Source organism: Streptomyces yatensis, from assembly GCF_018069625.1.
GTDB lineage: Bacteria > Actinomycetota > Actinomycetes > Streptomycetales > Streptomycetaceae > Streptomyces > Streptomyces yatensis.
Genome location: NZ_CP072941.1, coordinates 3,801,898 through 3,817,440, shown reverse-complemented (window position 1 = coordinate 3,817,440; position 15,543 = coordinate 3,801,898). Strand labels below are relative to the sequence as shown.

General features: G+C 72.2%; 13 protein-coding genes. 8 read left to right on the top strand and 5 right to left on the bottom strand.

Annotation, left to right across the window (positions count from 1 at the left end):
- Positions 1–95 precede the first annotated feature (95 nt).
- The 3 genes from J8403_RS15420 to J8403_RS15410 form a co-directional block, all read right to left on the bottom strand.
- A complete protein-coding gene (locus tag J8403_RS15420) occupies positions 96–887 on the bottom strand; it encodes an antibiotic biosynthesis monooxygenase (protein WP_211123688.1) in 792 nt (263 codons plus the stop codon).
- Between the two features lie 139 nt (positions 888–1,026).
- Positions 1,027–2,127 carry a PadR family transcriptional regulator gene (locus J8403_RS15415; RefSeq protein WP_211123687.1) on the bottom strand — a complete coding sequence of 367 codons (1,101 nt, stop codon included), beginning with the start codon at positions 2,125–2,127 and terminating at the stop codon, positions 1,027–1,029.
- Positions 2,127–2,984 (bottom strand): DUF4097 family beta strand repeat-containing protein, encoded by an 858-nt coding sequence (locus tag J8403_RS15410; RefSeq protein WP_211123686.1) that lies wholly within the window; start codon positions 2,982–2,984, stop codon positions 2,127–2,129. The genes J8403_RS15415 and J8403_RS15410 overlap by 1 nt, the downstream gene beginning before the upstream one ends.
- 384 nt (positions 2,985–3,368) lie before the next feature.
- On the opposite strand from J8403_RS15410, the gene J8403_RS15405 reads away from it, so the two are divergent.
- From J8403_RS15405 to J8403_RS15395, 3 genes are all read left to right on the top strand, one after another.
- Positions 3,369–6,227, top strand: a complete 2,859-nt coding sequence (locus J8403_RS15405; protein WP_211123685.1) for a non-ribosomal peptide synthetase — start codon at positions 3,369–3,371, stop codon at positions 6,225–6,227.
- A 98-nt stretch (positions 6,228–6,325) separates the two neighbouring features.
- The gene (locus J8403_RS15400) at positions 6,326–7,273 is read left to right on the top strand and encodes an NAD-dependent epimerase/dehydratase family protein (RefSeq protein WP_211123684.1); all 948 of its coding nucleotides are present in this window, start codon (positions 6,326–6,328) and stop codon (positions 7,271–7,273) included.
- Positions 7,274–7,288: 15 nt separating this feature from the next.
- Complete coding sequence (locus J8403_RS15395) at positions 7,289–7,687, top strand: nuclear transport factor 2 family protein (RefSeq protein WP_211123683.1); 399 nt, start codon at positions 7,289–7,291, stop codon at positions 7,685–7,687.
- 82 nt (positions 7,688–7,769) lie between these two features.
- On the opposite strand, the gene J8403_RS15390 is transcribed toward J8403_RS15395, so the two are convergent.
- On the bottom strand, positions 7,770–8,390 hold the full coding sequence (locus J8403_RS15390) for a malonic semialdehyde reductase (RefSeq protein ID WP_211123682.1): 621 nt from the start codon (positions 8,388–8,390) through the stop codon (positions 7,770–7,772).
- Positions 8,391–8,538: 148 nt separating this feature from the next.
- Here J8403_RS15390 and J8403_RS15385 point away from each other — a divergent pair, with 148 nt between their 5' ends.
- Both J8403_RS15385 and J8403_RS15380 read left to right on the top strand, forming a co-directional pair.
- Positions 8,539–9,222: a TetR/AcrR family transcriptional regulator gene (locus J8403_RS15385; RefSeq protein WP_211123681.1), complete on the top strand. Its 684-nt coding sequence runs from the start codon at positions 8,539–8,541 to the stop codon at positions 9,220–9,222.
- Between the two features lie 22 nt (positions 9,223–9,244).
- Positions 9,245–10,060, top strand: a complete 816-nt coding sequence (locus tag J8403_RS15380) for an AfsR/SARP family transcriptional regulator (RefSeq protein ID WP_211123680.1) — start codon at positions 9,245–9,247, stop codon at positions 10,058–10,060.
- 55 nt (positions 10,061–10,115) lie between these two features.
- Here the strand turns inward: J8403_RS15380 and J8403_RS15375 are convergent, their stop codons facing one another.
- Complete coding sequence (locus tag J8403_RS15375) at positions 10,116–10,298, bottom strand: DUF6104 family protein (RefSeq protein WP_078643568.1); 183 nt, start codon at positions 10,296–10,298, stop codon at positions 10,116–10,118.
- A 126-nt stretch (positions 10,299–10,424) separates the two neighbouring features.
- On the opposite strand from J8403_RS15375, the gene J8403_RS15370 reads away from it, so the two are divergent.
- The 3 genes from J8403_RS15370 (at position 10,425) to fxsT (ending at position 15,452) form a co-directional block, all read left to right on the top strand.
- Positions 10,425–11,195, top strand: a complete 771-nt coding sequence (locus tag J8403_RS15370) for an SDR family NAD(P)-dependent oxidoreductase (RefSeq protein WP_211123679.1) — start codon at positions 10,425–10,427, stop codon at positions 11,193–11,195.
- 363 nt (positions 11,196–11,558) lie between these two features.
- Complete coding sequence (locus J8403_RS15365) at positions 11,559–11,939, top strand: MerR family transcriptional regulator (protein WP_211123678.1); 381 nt, start codon at positions 11,559–11,561, stop codon at positions 11,937–11,939.
- A 207-nt stretch (positions 11,940–12,146) separates the two neighbouring features.
- Entirely contained in the window at positions 12,147–15,452 is a 3,306-nt protein-coding gene (fxsT, locus tag J8403_RS15360; RefSeq protein WP_211123677.1) for an FxSxx-COOH system tetratricopeptide repeat protein, read from the top strand.
- The last annotated feature ends 91 nt before the right edge of the window (positions 15,453–15,543 follow it).

Sequence of the window (15,543 nt, the reverse complement as noted above, 5' to 3'; positions counted from 1 at the left end):
AGAGGCGGCAAGAGGACGCCGAGAGGGCGGCCAGAGGAAGCCGAGAGGGCGGCGCGCATATGCCGGAGGCTTTGGCGCGGAGCCCGCGCGTTGATCTACCGGGCCCCGCGCTCCGGCGAATTCGCGGAATTCCCGGACGCCGCCGACGGTGGTACGAAGCTCCGCCGGAAGTGATAGGAGCGGGACGAGGCCCCCACCCGACCGGGGAAGTCGCGCACCCGGTCCCAGAGGGACGAGCCGCCGCCGCGCGGCCCGTCGGCCGCTATCGCCGCCTCGTAGGTCTCCGCGTCGCTCCAGCGGGCGTAGTTGAGCACCCGGGCGCGGTCGGTGCTCAGATGGCGTTCGCCGTCGACGATCAGATGGAAGTCGGCGGAGATCAGGCCCGGGTCGGGCTCGTTCTCCAGGGCCTCGATGACCAGGTCGGTCCAGGACCGGCGGAGCTCGGGATCGGGGTCGTCGAAGTCGATCTCGACCACGACGATCAGCCCGGCGTCCGACCCGGCGTCCGGCGTATCGCCCTGGGCGGCCGGTGCCCGGAAGCTGCGGTAGTGGCGGTACGAGGAGAGGCCGAGCCGCTTGACGTCCGGGACCGCGCTGTCGATCGCGTCGTTGCGCTCCTGGCGCTGGGTCCGGACGAAGGCGTGGTACGCGGCCTCACTGGCCCACTGGGAGTGGTGCAGCAGGGTATCGCCGTCCGTACCGGCGTAGAGGTTGTAGGAGAGCAGCTCGGACGCCGGCCAGGGGCGGCTGTCCCAGGTGGCGGCGATGGCGTCGATCGCCGCCCGCTGGCGTTCCGGTGTGCGCAGGCTCCAGGTGCTGAACAGCGCGGCGCCCACATCGGGCCGGGTGAGATCGGGCAGCGGACCGGAGCTGCGCAGGGCGGACATGAGGGTCTCCTCGCGGTCGGGAAGAGCTGAGAAGCAAAAAGGGGATCGGAACCGGAGGGGCGCCCCCGTGGTGCGCCCCTCCGACCCCGATCCTGGAACTTCAACCGCGGTTCAAGTCAAGCGGTGGATGCAAGCCGTCCTAGCCCTGGTCCCCCCGCAGCAGCGCGGTGATCCGAGCCGCGGTCGCGCCCAAGTGGTGGCGGGCCTCGGCCAGTTGGGCGTCCGTCACCCCATGGTCGCGGGCCGCGTCGCGGATGTCGTCGCGGAGCCGGTCGAGCAGCCGCTCCAGATCGCGGGCCGGGGCGTCCGAGGGGGTGAAGTCCCTGGCCCACACGGACTCCTGAACCCCGGCCGCGCCGCCGTCGCCGTCCCCACTGCTGCCACCGGCCGGCGTCTCCTCCTCGCCGCCGCCCTTCGGCTTGGTCATGTCCATCCGCTCGACCTTGGTTTCCGGCCCGGACGTCTCGTCGTCCCAGCCCCAGCCCCAGTCCGAGCGCGAGGTGCCCTGGCGGGAGATGCGGCTCATCCCGCGCGACACCTCGGCCAGCCCCTCGCGCACCGCCTGCTGCCAGTCGCCCGCCCGGAGGTGCTCCTGCGTCTGCTCCTGGACCCGCCGGGCGATCCGCTGGACCTCCTCGCGCGCGAAGTCCTGTGCGTCCTTGGCCTGCTTACGGGCGCGCTGGGCGTCCTGCCGGGCCCGCCGGCTCTCCTCCTTCGCCCGGCGCGCCTGCTCCTTCCACTCCTCCTTCGCGCGCCGCATGTCCTCCTTCGCCTGGCGCCAGGTCTCCTTGTCGCCCCACGGCCCCTCCCACGGGCCGTGCTTCTCCTGGGAGCCGCCGGTGCCGCCGGAGGCGCGGGCCTGCTGCGCGGCCTCCCGCATCTCCCGCCGCAGATCGCTCGCGGAGCCGCGGACGTCCTCCCGGATCTCGGCCGCGAGTTCGGCGACCGACTCGCGGATCTCCAGCTCCAGATCGGCGAGCTCACCGCCGCGGTCGGCCAGTTCGGCGCGTCCGGCGTCGGTGATGGAGTAGACTTTGCGGCCGCCCTCGGTGGTGTGGGTCACCAGACCCTCGGCCTCCAGCTTGGCCAGCCGCGGATAGACGGTGCCGGCCGAGGGCGCGTACAGCCCCTGGAACCGCTCCTCCAGCAGCCGGATGACCTCGTAGCCGTGGCGCGGCGCCTCGTCGAGCAGCTTGAGGAGATACAGGCGCAGTCGGCCGTGGGCGAATACGGGGGGCATCAGAGGACCTTTCCCTGGGTGCCGTCGGTGGTGTCCGTGTCGTCCTCGGACGGCGGACGGCGCAGCAGCGCGATGGAGCCCGAGACGGTGGTGGCCTTGAGGCTGCCTTTGCCCGCCCCGAGCCGCCCGGTGATCCGTTTGGCCCCCCACTGGCCGCTGACCCGCAGATCGTCGAAGCCGTTGGAGACCGAGCCGGTGGCCGTATTGGCCTCGATCTCCGCGTCGGCGGGGTGCGGCAGCCGGATGGCGATCTCCCCGGAGACGGTGGTGAGGTCGATGTCGGAGCACTTCGGGGCGGGGGCGAGATCGAGCACCATATCGCCACTGACCGATTCGGCCCGTACCGAGGGCCCGGAGCCCTCGATGACGGTGAGGTCGCCGGAGACGGAGTGGAACCGCAGCTCGCCGGTGACGGCCTGCGCCTCGACCCGGCCGGAGACGGTCTCGGCCCGCACCGGCCCGGTCAGCCCGAGCAGGGTGAAGTCGCCGGAGACACCGCGCAGTTCGGCGCGGCCGGCCAGCGCGGAGACCACGGCGGAGCCCCCGATCACGCCGACCGTGGCGCTGGTGCCGACGGGCACGGTGAGGGTGACATGGGCGCTGCGGTTCCACTGCCCGAGCCACTTGCGGAAGCCCTTCCAGGACAGGTCGTCATAGCCCACGCTCAGGGTGCCGTCGACATGGGAGACCTTCAGCGCCGGGCCGTCGATCTCCGAGACCTCGAGACGGGCGGGGCCATGGTCGGTGCCGACCACATTGACCGTGCCGCCGGCGATACGGACGTCGAGGGTCGACACCGGGTCGTCGAAGGTGAGCTTCTGTGGTGCGGTGATCGACCACTGTGATCCGGCTGACATCCCTGGCCTCCCCTGACTGGACGTGCGGCGCGTCACGACGACGCAACATATCGTGTCTCTACTGAACACGATATATCGCGGTCCTGCGGAGTCAAGCCCGGGTCGGCCCCGGCCCGGGAGGGTGGCGCCCGGCTGTCGCCCGCCCCGGTGGCGGCCGTCTCCGGGGTGACCGCGTACCTGTGCACGATCGCGCGAGCCGGGGACAGATGCATGGCACAGCCATCGTTTCCTGTGGACCGGATCACCCTTCTTCGAGAAAATCCTGCTCCCCGCGAAATCCCCGCTAGGGTCTCGCTAGAGCACCGGTAGAGCGTCATGGAGACAAATGTTTGGGACTGTTACCTTCGTGGCCTCAGAATCGGGAAGGAAGAGGGCCGTGGGGGAATGACGTCACAACCCTTGAATACCTCGGCACCAGCGGCACCGGAGGAAGACCCGGAGCCGCTCTCAGTTGCCCAGTTGCTGTTGCGGGCGGCGCGCGACCACGCCGATTCCGGGGTGCGCTATCTGGTCGGCCCCACGGCGAGCGAATCCGTGCGGCAGTCCTACCCGGAACTCCTGGAATCGGCGCTCGGCCTCCTCTCCGCACTCCGGGGCCGGGGATTGCGGCCGCGGGACACGGTGGCCCTGCTGCTGGACCGCCAGCCGGAATTCCTGACCGCCCTCTGGGCCTGTCTGCTGGGCGGCTTCGTGCCCTGCCCGATGGTGCCCATCTCCGGTGACCCGGCCCGCTGGTCGGCCCAACTCGCCCATGTCAACGGGCTGTTGGACGGCCCCCTGCTAGTGACCACCGAGGCGATGCGCGCCGAGCTGCCGACGGTGCCCGGCCTCGCGGTGGCCGTGGTGGAGGAGCTGCGCGACGAGGCCGAGGACCCCTCCGGCGCCGGGCGCGGGCAGTCGTCCGCCGTGCACTCCGCGGCCCCGGAGGACCTCGCCCTGCTGGTGCTGACCTCCGGCTCCACCGGGAATTCCAAGGCGGTCAAGCTCACCCATGGAAATATCCTGGCGTCGATGGCCGGAAAGGCGGGGAAACAACAGCTCACCGCCGCCGACACCACCTTCAACTGGATTTCCTACGACCATGTGGCCGCGCTTCTGGAAGCGCATATGCTGCCGCTGTACGTGGGCGCCGAGCAATTGCACGCGGAAGCCTCGGTCATTCTCGAGGAGCCGCTGCGCTTTCTCCGCATCATCTCCCGCCACAAGGTCACGATGACCTTTACGCCGAACTTCCTCCTCGGCCCGCTCAATTCCTCCGTCCAGGAGATAGCGGAGGAGATATCGGCGGGCGGTGAAGGGCTCGATCTCAGCGCGCTGCGCCATATCGTCAGCGGCGGTGAGGCGAATGTCGTCGCGACCGGTGAGGCATTCCTCGCCCATTACGCTCCGTATGGACTGCGGGAGGGAGCCCTCTGGCCCGCCTTCGGCATGACCGAGACCTGCGCCGGATCGATCTACAACCGCGCGTTCCCGGTCACCGACGTGGGCCAGGAGTTCGCCAACCTCGGCACCCCCGTCGAGGGGCTGCGGATCCGGGTCGCCGACGACGACCACCGCGCGCTGCCCGCGGGCGAGATCGGCGAGCTGCAGCTCAGCGGGCCGATGATCACCACCGGCTACTACCACGACGAGGCCGCCACCGAGGCGGCCTTCACCCCCGACGGCTGGTTCCGCAGCGGCGATCTGGGCCGGATCGACGAGGGCCGGCTGACCCTCGTCGGGCGCAGCAAGGACAGCGTCATCGTCAATGGCGTCAACTACTTCAGCCATGAGATAGAGGCCGCGCTGGAGCAGCTCGACGACGTGGCGAGCGGCTATGTCGCGGCGTTCCCGACCCGCCGCCCCGGCAGCGACACCGAACAGCTGGTCATCGCCGTCAGCCCCGAACCGGCGGACGACGACGAGGCCGGGCTGCACCGCATGATCACCGCGGTCCGCTCCACCGTCGTGATGCACTGGGGCTTCCGGCCCTACCTCATCCTGCCGCTGCCCAAGGACGCCTTCCCCAAGACCAGCCTCGGCAAGACGCTGCGCCGGCGGATGCGCCACCGTCTGGAGTCCGGCGGATACGACGAGGTCATCGAGCGGGTCGCGGAGCTGACCACCCGCCGGCTCGGCGGCCACACCCCGCCCGAGGGCGAGACCGAGCGGATCCTCGCCGAGATCTACGCCGAGATGTTCGACACCGCCCCCGAGCGGATCAGCGCCACCGCCGGCTTCTTCGACCTGGGCGGCACCTCGCTGGACATCCTTCGGCTGCGCCGCCAGGTCCACCGGCGCCTGGGCGTGGCGGACCTGCCGGTCATCACGGTGCTCACGGCGCCCTCGGTACGGCAGCTCGCCGCCCGGCTCGGCGACGGCGGCTCGCCCGGCGCCGCCGCGTACGACCCGGTCGTACCGCTGCAGACCGGCGGCGAGAAGACCCCGCTGTTCTGTGTCCACCCCGGCGTCGGCGAGGTGCTGGTCTTCGTCAACCTCGCCAAGTACTTCGTCGGCGACAGGCCGTTCTACGCGCTGCGCGCGCGTGGCTTCAACGAGCACGAGAAGCCCTTCACCAGCTTCGAGGAGATGGTGGAGTGCTATGTGGAGGCCATCCGCGCCCGCCAGCCGCACGGGCCCTACGCCGTCGCCGGCTACTCCTACGGCGGCGCCGTGGCCTTCGAGATCGCCAAGGCGCTGGAGGCCCAGGGCGAGCGGGTCGACTTCGTCGGCAGCTTCAACCTTCCGCCGCACATCAAGTACCGCATGGAGGAGCTCGACTTCGTCGAGACCGCGACCAACCTCGCCTTCTTCCTCGACCTGATCAACAAGAAGCAGTCGCTCGACCTCCCGGCCGAGCTGCGCCCCCTGCCCCGCGAGGAGCAGCTGGCGCAGCTGCTGCGGATCGCCCCGCGCGGCCGGCTGGACGAACTCGACCTGGACCTCGGCACGTTCACCGCCTGGGCGGAGCTGGCCCACGGCCTCACCACCCTGGGCCGCGACTACCACCCCAGCGGCACCACCCGCTCCATGACGGTCTTCTACGCGATCCCGCTGCGCGGCACCAAGGAGGACTGGCTGGAGAACGAGCTGCGCCGGTGGGACGAGCACACCACGGAGCCGAACCGGTATCTGGACGTGCCCGGCGAGCACTACACACTGATGGGCCCGCGGCATGTCGCGGCCTTCCAGGCGGTTCTGCGCAGGGAACTCGACCGTGCGCTGGGCGACGCCGACCGGGCCCGGACCGCGGGCCAGGCATAGGCCCGGGCGGGCCAGGCAGCGGCCCCGACGGGGTCAGGCAGCGGCCCGATCGGGCCAGGCAGCGGCCCGACCGGGCCCGGCACAAGGAGAAGAGCAGGGTGGAAGGCAAGAAGATCCTGGTCACCGGGGGCACCGGGCAGGTCGCCCGGCCGGTGGCCGAGGCGCTGGCCGAGCGCAATGAGGTGTGGTGCCTCGGCCGGTTCGGCACCCCCGGTGTCGAGAAGGAGCTGAACGACCAGGGGATCACCACGTTCCACTGGGACATGAACGACCTGGGCGCGGCCGCGTACGAGGGGCTGCCGGACGACTTCACCCATGTCTTCCACTCGGCGGTGCGCCGCGGTGAGGACGGCGACGTCAACGCGGCCATCGAGGTCAACTCGGTGGCCACCGGCCGGCTGATGAGCCACTGCCGGCGGGCGGAGGCGTTCCTCTTCGTCTCCACCGGAGCGCTCTACAAGCGGCAGACCCTCGACCACGCGTACACGGAGGACGACCCCGTGGACGGGGTGGCCGACTGGCTGCCCGCCTACCCGGTGGGCAAGATCGCCGCCGAGGGTGCGGCACGGGCGTTCGCCCAGGTGCTGAACCTGCCGACGACCATCGCCCGGCTCAACATCGCCTACGGCCCCGGCGGTTACGGCGGAGTGCCGATGCTCTACTTCAAGCGGATGCTCGCGGGCGAGCCGATACCGGTGCCCATGGAGGGCCAGAACTGGTGCTCGCTCCTCCACACCGACGATCTCGTCGCCCACGTCCCCCATCTGTGGCAGGCCGCCGCGGCCCCGGCCACGCTGGTCAACTGGGGCGGTGACGAGGCGGTCGGGATGACCGACTGCGTGCGTCATCTGGAGGAGCTCACCGGAGTGCGGGCCCGGCTGGTGCCCAGCGAGGTCACCCGCGAGACCTATCAGTTCGACCCCACCCGGCGGCGCGAGATCACCGGACCCTGCCGGGTGCCGTGGCGCGAGGGCGTGCGGCGTACGCTCCAGGCGCTCCACCCCGAGCACCTTCCGTCCGAGCCGCCGCGGCACACCGCCGTCTGAGGAGTGGCGACCACCATGGCATCAGCGAACATCGAGGCCATTCGCGCCTCCTACGCGGGTTTCCGCGACCGCGACATCGAGGGAATCCTGTCGGGCATGCACCCCGATGTGGAGTGGGTCCATCCGGAGGGGATGGCCAAGTACGGGCTCGGCGGCACCAAGCTGGGCCATGCGGGGATCAAGGAGTTCCTCGCCCATGTGCCCACCGTGCTGGGCGGGATGAAGCTCGCGCCGCGGGAGTTCATCGAGCAGGGCGACCGGGTCGTGGTGTTCGGCACCCGTGAGGTGACCTCGCGCCGCGGTACGACCGTGACGCTGGACTTCGTCCACTCGTGGACGATGCGGGACGGCAAGGCGGCGAGGATGGAGGACATCTTCGACACCGTGGCGTTCCATGAACTGATCGAGAGCTGACCGAAACCGGCAAGCCCCGCCGACCGTCCGCTCCCGCGCCGAGAGGCCACGGGAGCGGACGGCCGTTCTTCCGGACGGGGTCTCAGACGGTGCGGACGACCTCGTCGTACTCCAGCCGCGGCAGCCGGCCCATCCAGGCGTCCGGACCCGGCTTGCCGATGTTGACCACACAGACCGCCGCGTGCCGCCCGTCCTCGAAGAACTCCTTGGAGACGGCCGCGTGGTCGAAGCCGATCATGGGCCCGGCGGCGAGCCCCGCGGCCCGCACGCCGAGGATGAAGTAGCCCACCTGCAGCGCGGTGTTGAAGCGTGCCGATGCCTCCCGCATCCCGGGGTCGGCGAAGATCTGCTGCGGGTTCTCCATGAACGGCACCAGCCGCGGCAGCTCCTCATGGAAGTCCAGGTCCGCGGCGAGCACCGCGACCAGCGGCGCCTTGGCCGTCTTCTCCTGGTTACGCCCCGTCATATGCGCGACCAGCCGGGCGCGCGCCTCCTCCGAGCGCACCAGGACCACCCGGAGCGGCTGCTGGTTCATCGAGGTGGGGGCGTACTTGACCAGCTCGTGGATCGCGCGGACCTGCTCGTCCGTCACCGGCTCGTCGGTGAACGTGTTGGCCGTCCGGGCCTCCAGGAACAGCTGCCGCTGCGCCTCCGGTGCCAGGGTGAGGGGGCTCAGGGCCCCGCTGCTCTCCGGTGCGCTCATGGGAGCTCTCCTTGTGAAGCGGTGCGGAAACGGCATGATCTGCCGATGAATTAATTGGACTGGACGGGCTAGTCCATTGCAGTAAACGAAGGCTAGACTCACACGTCCATCGAGGGCAAGACCGGCTCGGAGCGAGGAGGTTGGGCCGTTGCGGACGGACAGCGGTCCCCGGCGCAGCGCCGTGGGGCGGCCCGCGGGCCCCCAGCCCGCCAAGCGGCAGGCGATATTGGAGGCGGCCGTGGCCGTCTTCCTGCGCGAGGGATACAACCGGGCGAGCGTGGACGTCATCGCGGACGAGGCCCGCGTGTCCAAGCAGACCGTCTACAACCACTTCGGCGACAAGGAACGGCTGTTCATCGCCGCCGTCGAGGAGGAGCGGGAGCGGGTCGCGGCCGGTTTCGCCGCCGGTTCCCCGTACGCCCTCGGACCGGACGGCAGCGGGCCCCCCGAGGCGTACGACGACGGCGACGCCCGCACCGCGCTGATCCACTTCGGCCACCGGGTGCTCGCCGTCCTCCTCGACGAACGGGCCTCCGCACTGCGCCGCCTGGTCATCGCCGAGGTCGCCCGCCACCCCTCGCTGCGCCCCGCATGCGCCGAGGGAGAGCCCCAGCAACTGGTGACGTACCTCGCCGAGATGCTCGGCCGGCGCACCGGCCGCGGCGAGCTGAACGTGCCGGAACCGGCCACCGCCGCCCGCCAGTTCGTGGCCCTGATCGTCCAGCAGGGGCTCTACCAGTCGATGTACGGCACCTGCCCGCTCGCCGACGCGGCGGCCGCGGCCGTCTGCGAAAGCGCCGCCGACCTGCTCGTCCGTGCCTACCGCCCATGAAGCCCGAAGAGAGGTGCCACCCATGCGGGTGAGCGTGCTCGGACCGCTGACACTCGGCCTCGGCACCCGCTCCGGGGTGCCCAGCGCGATGAAGCCGCGCAAGGTCCTGTCCCTGCTGCTGCTCCACGCCGGCCGGATGGTGCCGGTGCAGTCGCTGATGGCCGAGCTGTGGGGCGACCATCCGCCGCGCACCGGGCTGACCACGCTGCAGACGTACATCCTGCATCTGCGCAAGCTGCTCGCCGAGGTGCTGGGGATGCCGTCGGCCGTCGTCACCCGGGATGTGCTGCAGACCCGGCCCGGGGGCTACGCCATGGTGGTGGGGCCGGGCCAGCTCGACGTCCACGAGTACCGCGCCCTGGTCGCCGAGGGCGAAGGGGCGCTGGAGGCCGGCGACGAGCGGACGGCGGACCTCTCCTTCCGGCGGGCGCTGGCCCTCTGGCAGGGCCCGGCCCTGGTCGACGTCACCCCGCACGGCCGCCCGCTGCAGGCGGAGGTCGCCCGGCTGGAGCAGTCCCGGCTCACGGTCACCGAGCGCGGGATCGAGACCCGGCTGCGGCTCGGCGGCCATCTCGAGGTGCTGAGCGACCTCGCCTCACTGGTTGTGGAGCACCGCTTCCACGAGGGCATGCACGGGCAGTACATGCTCGCCCTCCACCGCTCCGGCCAGCGCACCCGCGCCCTGACCGTCTATCAGCGGCTGCGGATGGCGATGACGGAGGAGCTGGGTCTTGAACCCTCGGCGAAGCTGCAGCGGCTGCAGCAGGCGGTGCTGGTCTCCGACCCCCGGCTGGACCACGAGGCGGGGGCGCCGGGGCGCGGTCCGGTGGTGGCGTGACGGGTGGGTGACAGGGCCGCGTCGCGCTGAGGTGCGGTCGGGCCGAGGCGCGGCCTCAGACGTCGTCGTCCTCCTCGTCGAGCCGGGCCAGCCAGGTCGCCAGCCGCTCCACCGGTACCTCGAAGTCCGGGTTCAGGTCGACGAACGTCCGCAGCTGCTCGGCGAGCCACTCGAAGGTGACCTCCTCGGTGCCGCGTCGCTGCTCCAGCTCCTCGATACCGCGATCGGTGAAGTACAAGGGTCGCTCCGGTGGGGATGGGGTGGATCTACCCGCCCAGGATATGCGGCGCCGCGGCCCGGTGAGCGACCCGAGGGCCGCCGGAGTTGACCTTGACGCGGGCGGCAATGTTTACGGTGCGTTGACATGACAGACATGACAGCCGCACACTTCGACGGCACAGCGGTGATCGTCACCGGTGGGGGCACGGGGATCGGCCGGGCCGCCGCGCGGACCTTCGCCGAGCAGGGCGCCCAGGTCCTGGTGGTCGGCCGCACGGCGGCCCGGCTCGCCGAGACGGCCGCCGACGCGCCGGGCATCCGGCCGCTGGTGGCCGACGTCGCGGCGCCCGGCGCCGCCGAACTGATCGTGAACACCGCGCTGGAGGCGTTCGGCCGCCTCGACGTGCTGGTCAACAACGCCGCCGTGGTCCGGCAGGCACCGCTCGGCGACATCCGGCGGGAAGCCGTGGACGAGATGCTCGCCGTCAATCTGCTCGCGCCGATGTACCTCACCGAGGCCGCCGTTCCGCATCTGACCGAGAGCGCCGGTGTCGTGATCAACGTCAGTACGGCGATCGGCCAGCGCGGCTGGCCGATGCCCGGCACGGAGCTGTACGCCGCGCTGAAGGCGGCCCTGGACACCCTGACGCGCAGCTGGGCGGTGCACCTCGCGCCGCGCGGCGTGCGCGTCGCCGGTGTGGCCCCCGGCCCCATCGCCACCTCGATCGGGCGGCACCAGGGGCTCGACACCGAGCAGATCGACGCCCTGCGGACGACCCTGATCGAGCACGTCCCGCTGGGGCGGCTCGGCCGGGTGGACGAGGTCGCCTTCTGGATCACCCAGCTCGCCCGGCCCGAGGCGGGCTACACCACCGGCGTCGTCCTGCCCGTGGACGGCGGGGCGCTGGTGGGCTGAGCGCTCCGCGGGGGTGTCGCGAGGTGCGGTCGTTCCTCCGCGGCTGTGTCGTGGCCGGCCACGCGGCGGAGCCGCGTATCGACACAGCCGCGGCGGAGCCGCGTATCGGCACAGCCGCGGCGCAGCCGGATATCGGCACAGCCGCGGCGCAGCCGCATATCGCCCGCGGCGGGCTTCTCCCCTCCCCGCCCCTTCCCGCAACTCGGGCTCCGCCCCAGACCCCGGCCGGACGACCTGGACGGCACGGTCGTCCGGCCGGTGAGCTGATCGCGGCGGCGGTCGGCTCGTCGCACCCCGGTACCAGCGGGAAGGGGCGGGGAGGGGAAAGAACAGCCGGACCCCGTCCGCCGGTAGTGTCGCCGCATGCGGATAGGGGAATTGGCGAAGGCCACCGGTGCCACCACCCGGGCCCTGCGCTTCTACGAGGAGCGAGGGCTGCTGAGCTCCACACGCGCGGCCAACGGCTACCGCATCTACGACGAGCGGGCGATCCAGCGGGTGGCCAACATCCGCTATCTGCTGGACGCCGGGCTCACCCTGGAGGACATCGAGCACTTCGGCGCCTGTCTGGACGGCGATCTGCCGGGCAGCCGCCCCTCCGAGGCCATGCTGAACGTCGGGCGCCGCCGCCTGAGCGTGCTGGACGACCGGATCGCCACCCTCGCGCGGGTGCGCGACGAACTCGCCGAGCGGCTGGCCATCGCCTCCGGCGACCGGGCCGCGGTCACTGCGTCGTCCGGCTGAGCAGCCAGGACACCAGCGCGCGTACGGCGCCGGAGAGCACGGCGGCGGTGAGGGTGAGAAGGGCGGGACGGGGGCGGTTCGGCATCGTCGATCTGCTTTCGTGAAACCGGCCAAGGCGCCGGGGGTACGTTTCACGATGTGCGGGCTCTGGGGCGTTGCGGCAGTCCGCACGCGTTGCAGAGCGCCGCAACGGGGGAGGGGCGACCCATGGAGGACGGACCCGTCGGCGGGGAGCTGGTGCCGGAGCCGGGCGCGGCGCGGCGGATCGGGGATCTCAAGCCGATTCCCGGGCAGGTGAGATCGGAGTGCCGGGCGCTGGCCGAGAGCCTGCGGGAGCTGTTCGGCGCCGTCGGAGTGTCGCTGCGAGTCTTCGCCGTACGGCTGCACTACGACGCCGGGACCGTCTCGCGCTATCTGAACGGCACCGTGGTGCCGCCCGCCGAATTCGTGGACCAGCTCCTCGCCCATGCCGCCAAGGCCACCGGACGGCCCTCCTCGACCGAGGTGATGGCCCATGTGCACACCCTGCAACGCCGGGCGTTGCAGGCCACCAACAAGGTCGGCTGGGAGCTTCAGCGGCTGCGCGACCAGCTCGCCGACGCCGACCGGCAGCGCCAGCAGGCCGAGGTGCGGGCGGAGGCGCTGTCGGAGGCGTTGCTGGTGCGGAAACAGCGCATCGCCGAGATGGAGGTCGAGCGGCGGCGGATCGCGGTCGCGGCGGCGGACCGCGGGGCCCGGAGCGCGGAGCTGGACCGCCTGCGGCAGGAGCGCGAGGACCTGACGGCCGAACGGGACCGGCTGCGGGAGGAAGTCGCCCGGCTGCAGGGCGCGTTGACCCAGGCCCGGCGGCAGGCGCTGGACGCCGAGCGGCGCTGCGAGGCGCTGGAACACCAGCTGCAGACGGAGGAGGAGGCGGCCGGGGCGAAGGCCGCGGCCGAGGACCCGGTCGCGCACCGGCTGCGGCTCGCGGAGGAGCAGGCCGTCGCCGCGCAGGAGCGGGCCCGGCGGCTCGAAGGGGAGCTGGCGGCGTTACGGGGCGGCGACGCCGACCCCGGCGGCCGCACATCGATGGACGACGGGCAGGTTCCCCACGTCTGGGGTGGTGTGCCGCGCCGCAATCCGCGGTTCACCGGGCGGGACGCGCTGCTCACCGAGGTGTACGACCGGCTGGAGGCCGCGCCCGCCGACACCGCCGTGGTCGCCCTCGTCGGGCCGCCGGGCATCGGCAAGTCTCAGCTCGCCGCCGAATACGCCCACCGCTTCGCCGCCCGCTATGACGTCGTCTGGTGGAGCACCGTGGACGGGCGGCCACCGCTGGAGGCACGGCTCGCGGCGCTGGCGCCCGTGCTGGTGAGGGTGGTCGGGGAGGTCGGCGTCCGTCAGGACGCCAAGGACGCGGACCTGGCCCGCGCCGCGCTGGAGGCGCTGCGCCGGGGCGATCCGTACCGGCGCTGGCTGATCGTCCTGGACGACGCCGACGACCCGGAGGCCATCGCCGGCCTGCTGCCCGCCGGGGGCGGCCATGTGCTGATCACCTCCCGCAACCGGGCCTGGGCCGACCACTACGCCGAGCTGCTGGAGATCCCGCCGCTGAACCGGACGGAGAGCGTCGCCCTGGTACGCCGCCGGGCGCCGCGCATCGGACCCGAGGACGCGGACCGGCTGGCGGCGGCCGTCGAGGACCTGCCGCTGGCGCTGGACCAGACGGCGGGCTGGCTGGACGGCGCGTCCACGCCCGTCGCCGAGTACGTGCGCATGGTGAGCGACGGCGAGCCCAACCCGGTACGGCCCGCCGCCGATTACCCGATGCCGTACCACGCCGCCTTCAAGGACCTGATCACCCGACTGCGGGAGACCACGAAGGCGGCGGCCGAACTGCTGCGGGTGTGCGCCCTGTTCGGCCCCGGCCCGGTGCCGCTCGCCCTGCTGCGGGCCATCCCGGCGGGTCAGGTCTCCCCGGCGGTCGCGGCACTCCTGGAGAACCCCAGCCAACTGGAGCTGGCCATCGGGAAGCTGGCCCAGTGGTCCGTGATGCGGTGGTCGGCGCTGGAGGACGAGGCGGTCTGGATGAGCCGCTTCGTACGGGACGCGGTGCGGCGGCGGACCCCGGAGGACAAGCGGGAGAAGGACGCCCGGGTCGTCCGCGGCGCCCTCGTCGCGGCCGATCCGCGGCGCCCCGACGACCCGGCGGCCTGGTCGCGCTACGCCCGGCTCGTGCCGTACCTGGAGCAGTCGGGCGCGCTGGAGTCACCGGACGCCGCCTCGCGCCGGCTGGTCGTCGGCTTCCTCACCTACCTGACCCTGAGCGGCGACTACGAGACGGGCACCCACCTCGCCGAACGCGCGGCTAACGCCCATCCGGACCTGATGGCCCACCGTGCGGCCCTGCTGCGCGAGACCGGGCACTACGTCGCCGCGGAGGCGCTGGACCGGTCGGTGCTGGCGAGCCTGACCGAGTCGGACGCGCCGGGCGCACTCGTCGCGACGGCCAGGCTGGCCGCGGACCTGCTGGGTCTTGGCCGCTACGCCGAGGCGTACCGGCTGGCCCGCCGGCAGCATGACCTGTGCGCCGTGCACCGTCCGGAAGAGGGTGCGCAGATGCGGATCGCCCAGCGCAGTCTGTCCCGCTCGCTGCGGATGCTCGGCTCCTACGCCGAGGCCGCGCAGCTGTCCGGGAAAGCGCTGGACGGCGCGCGGGCGGAACTGGGCCCGACGGCGCTGGTGACGCTGGCGTGCGAGACGGAACTCGCCTACGACCTGCGGCTGTCCGGCCGCTACGAGCAGGCGCTGGCGCTGCAGGTGCCCAGCGTCGAGCGGCATCGCGCCCTCCTGGGCGCCGGGCATCCATGGACCCTGGCCGCCCAGTACCACCTGTGGCTGTGCGATGAGGGCCGCGACACCGACATCCATGCCCTGTCGCATCGGGCGAGGCGCCTGCTGGGCGAGGACGCCCCGCTGACGCTGATGATCGGGACGGGAGCCGCCCGCGTCCTGCGGCACGCGGGTGAGCTGGAGCGGGCCAAGAGCGTCGCCGAGGAGACCATGGCCCGTTACCGGGCCGCTCTGGGCGACCGGCACCCGTACACCATCGGTGCCCGCGCGAACCACGCGTGCACTCTGCCCGCGGGTTTCGCGCTGGAGGTTCTGGACACCTCGCTCATGGAGATGACGGCTGCCGTCGGCGAGCACCACCCGTGGACGCTGGGGATCGCGCTCAACACCGCCGCCAAGTACCTCGCGATGGGGCGGCAGGAGGAAGCCTGCGCGATGGGCCGGGAGACCGCGCGGCGCGCTGCCGAAGCGCTGGGCGAGCGGCATCCGCTCACGCTGATGGCGCGGCTCGCGCTCGCCGCCGATCTGGGGGAGACCGAGGGCGGGCGGGACGAGGCACGGACCGTGAGGCGGGGAGCCACCAGCGCCCTTGAAGCCCAGTGGGGGCCGCGACACTCCCAGGTGCTGGCCGCCTGGCAGCACCACCGCCCCGTCTGGGACTTCGAGCCGCTGCCCATCTGACCGTAAGGGCGCGCCCCGAACGGCCGGAAGGCCCGGCCCCGCGATGCGCGGGACCGGGCCTTCCGGGTTCGAACGGGGTGGATCGGGTGGG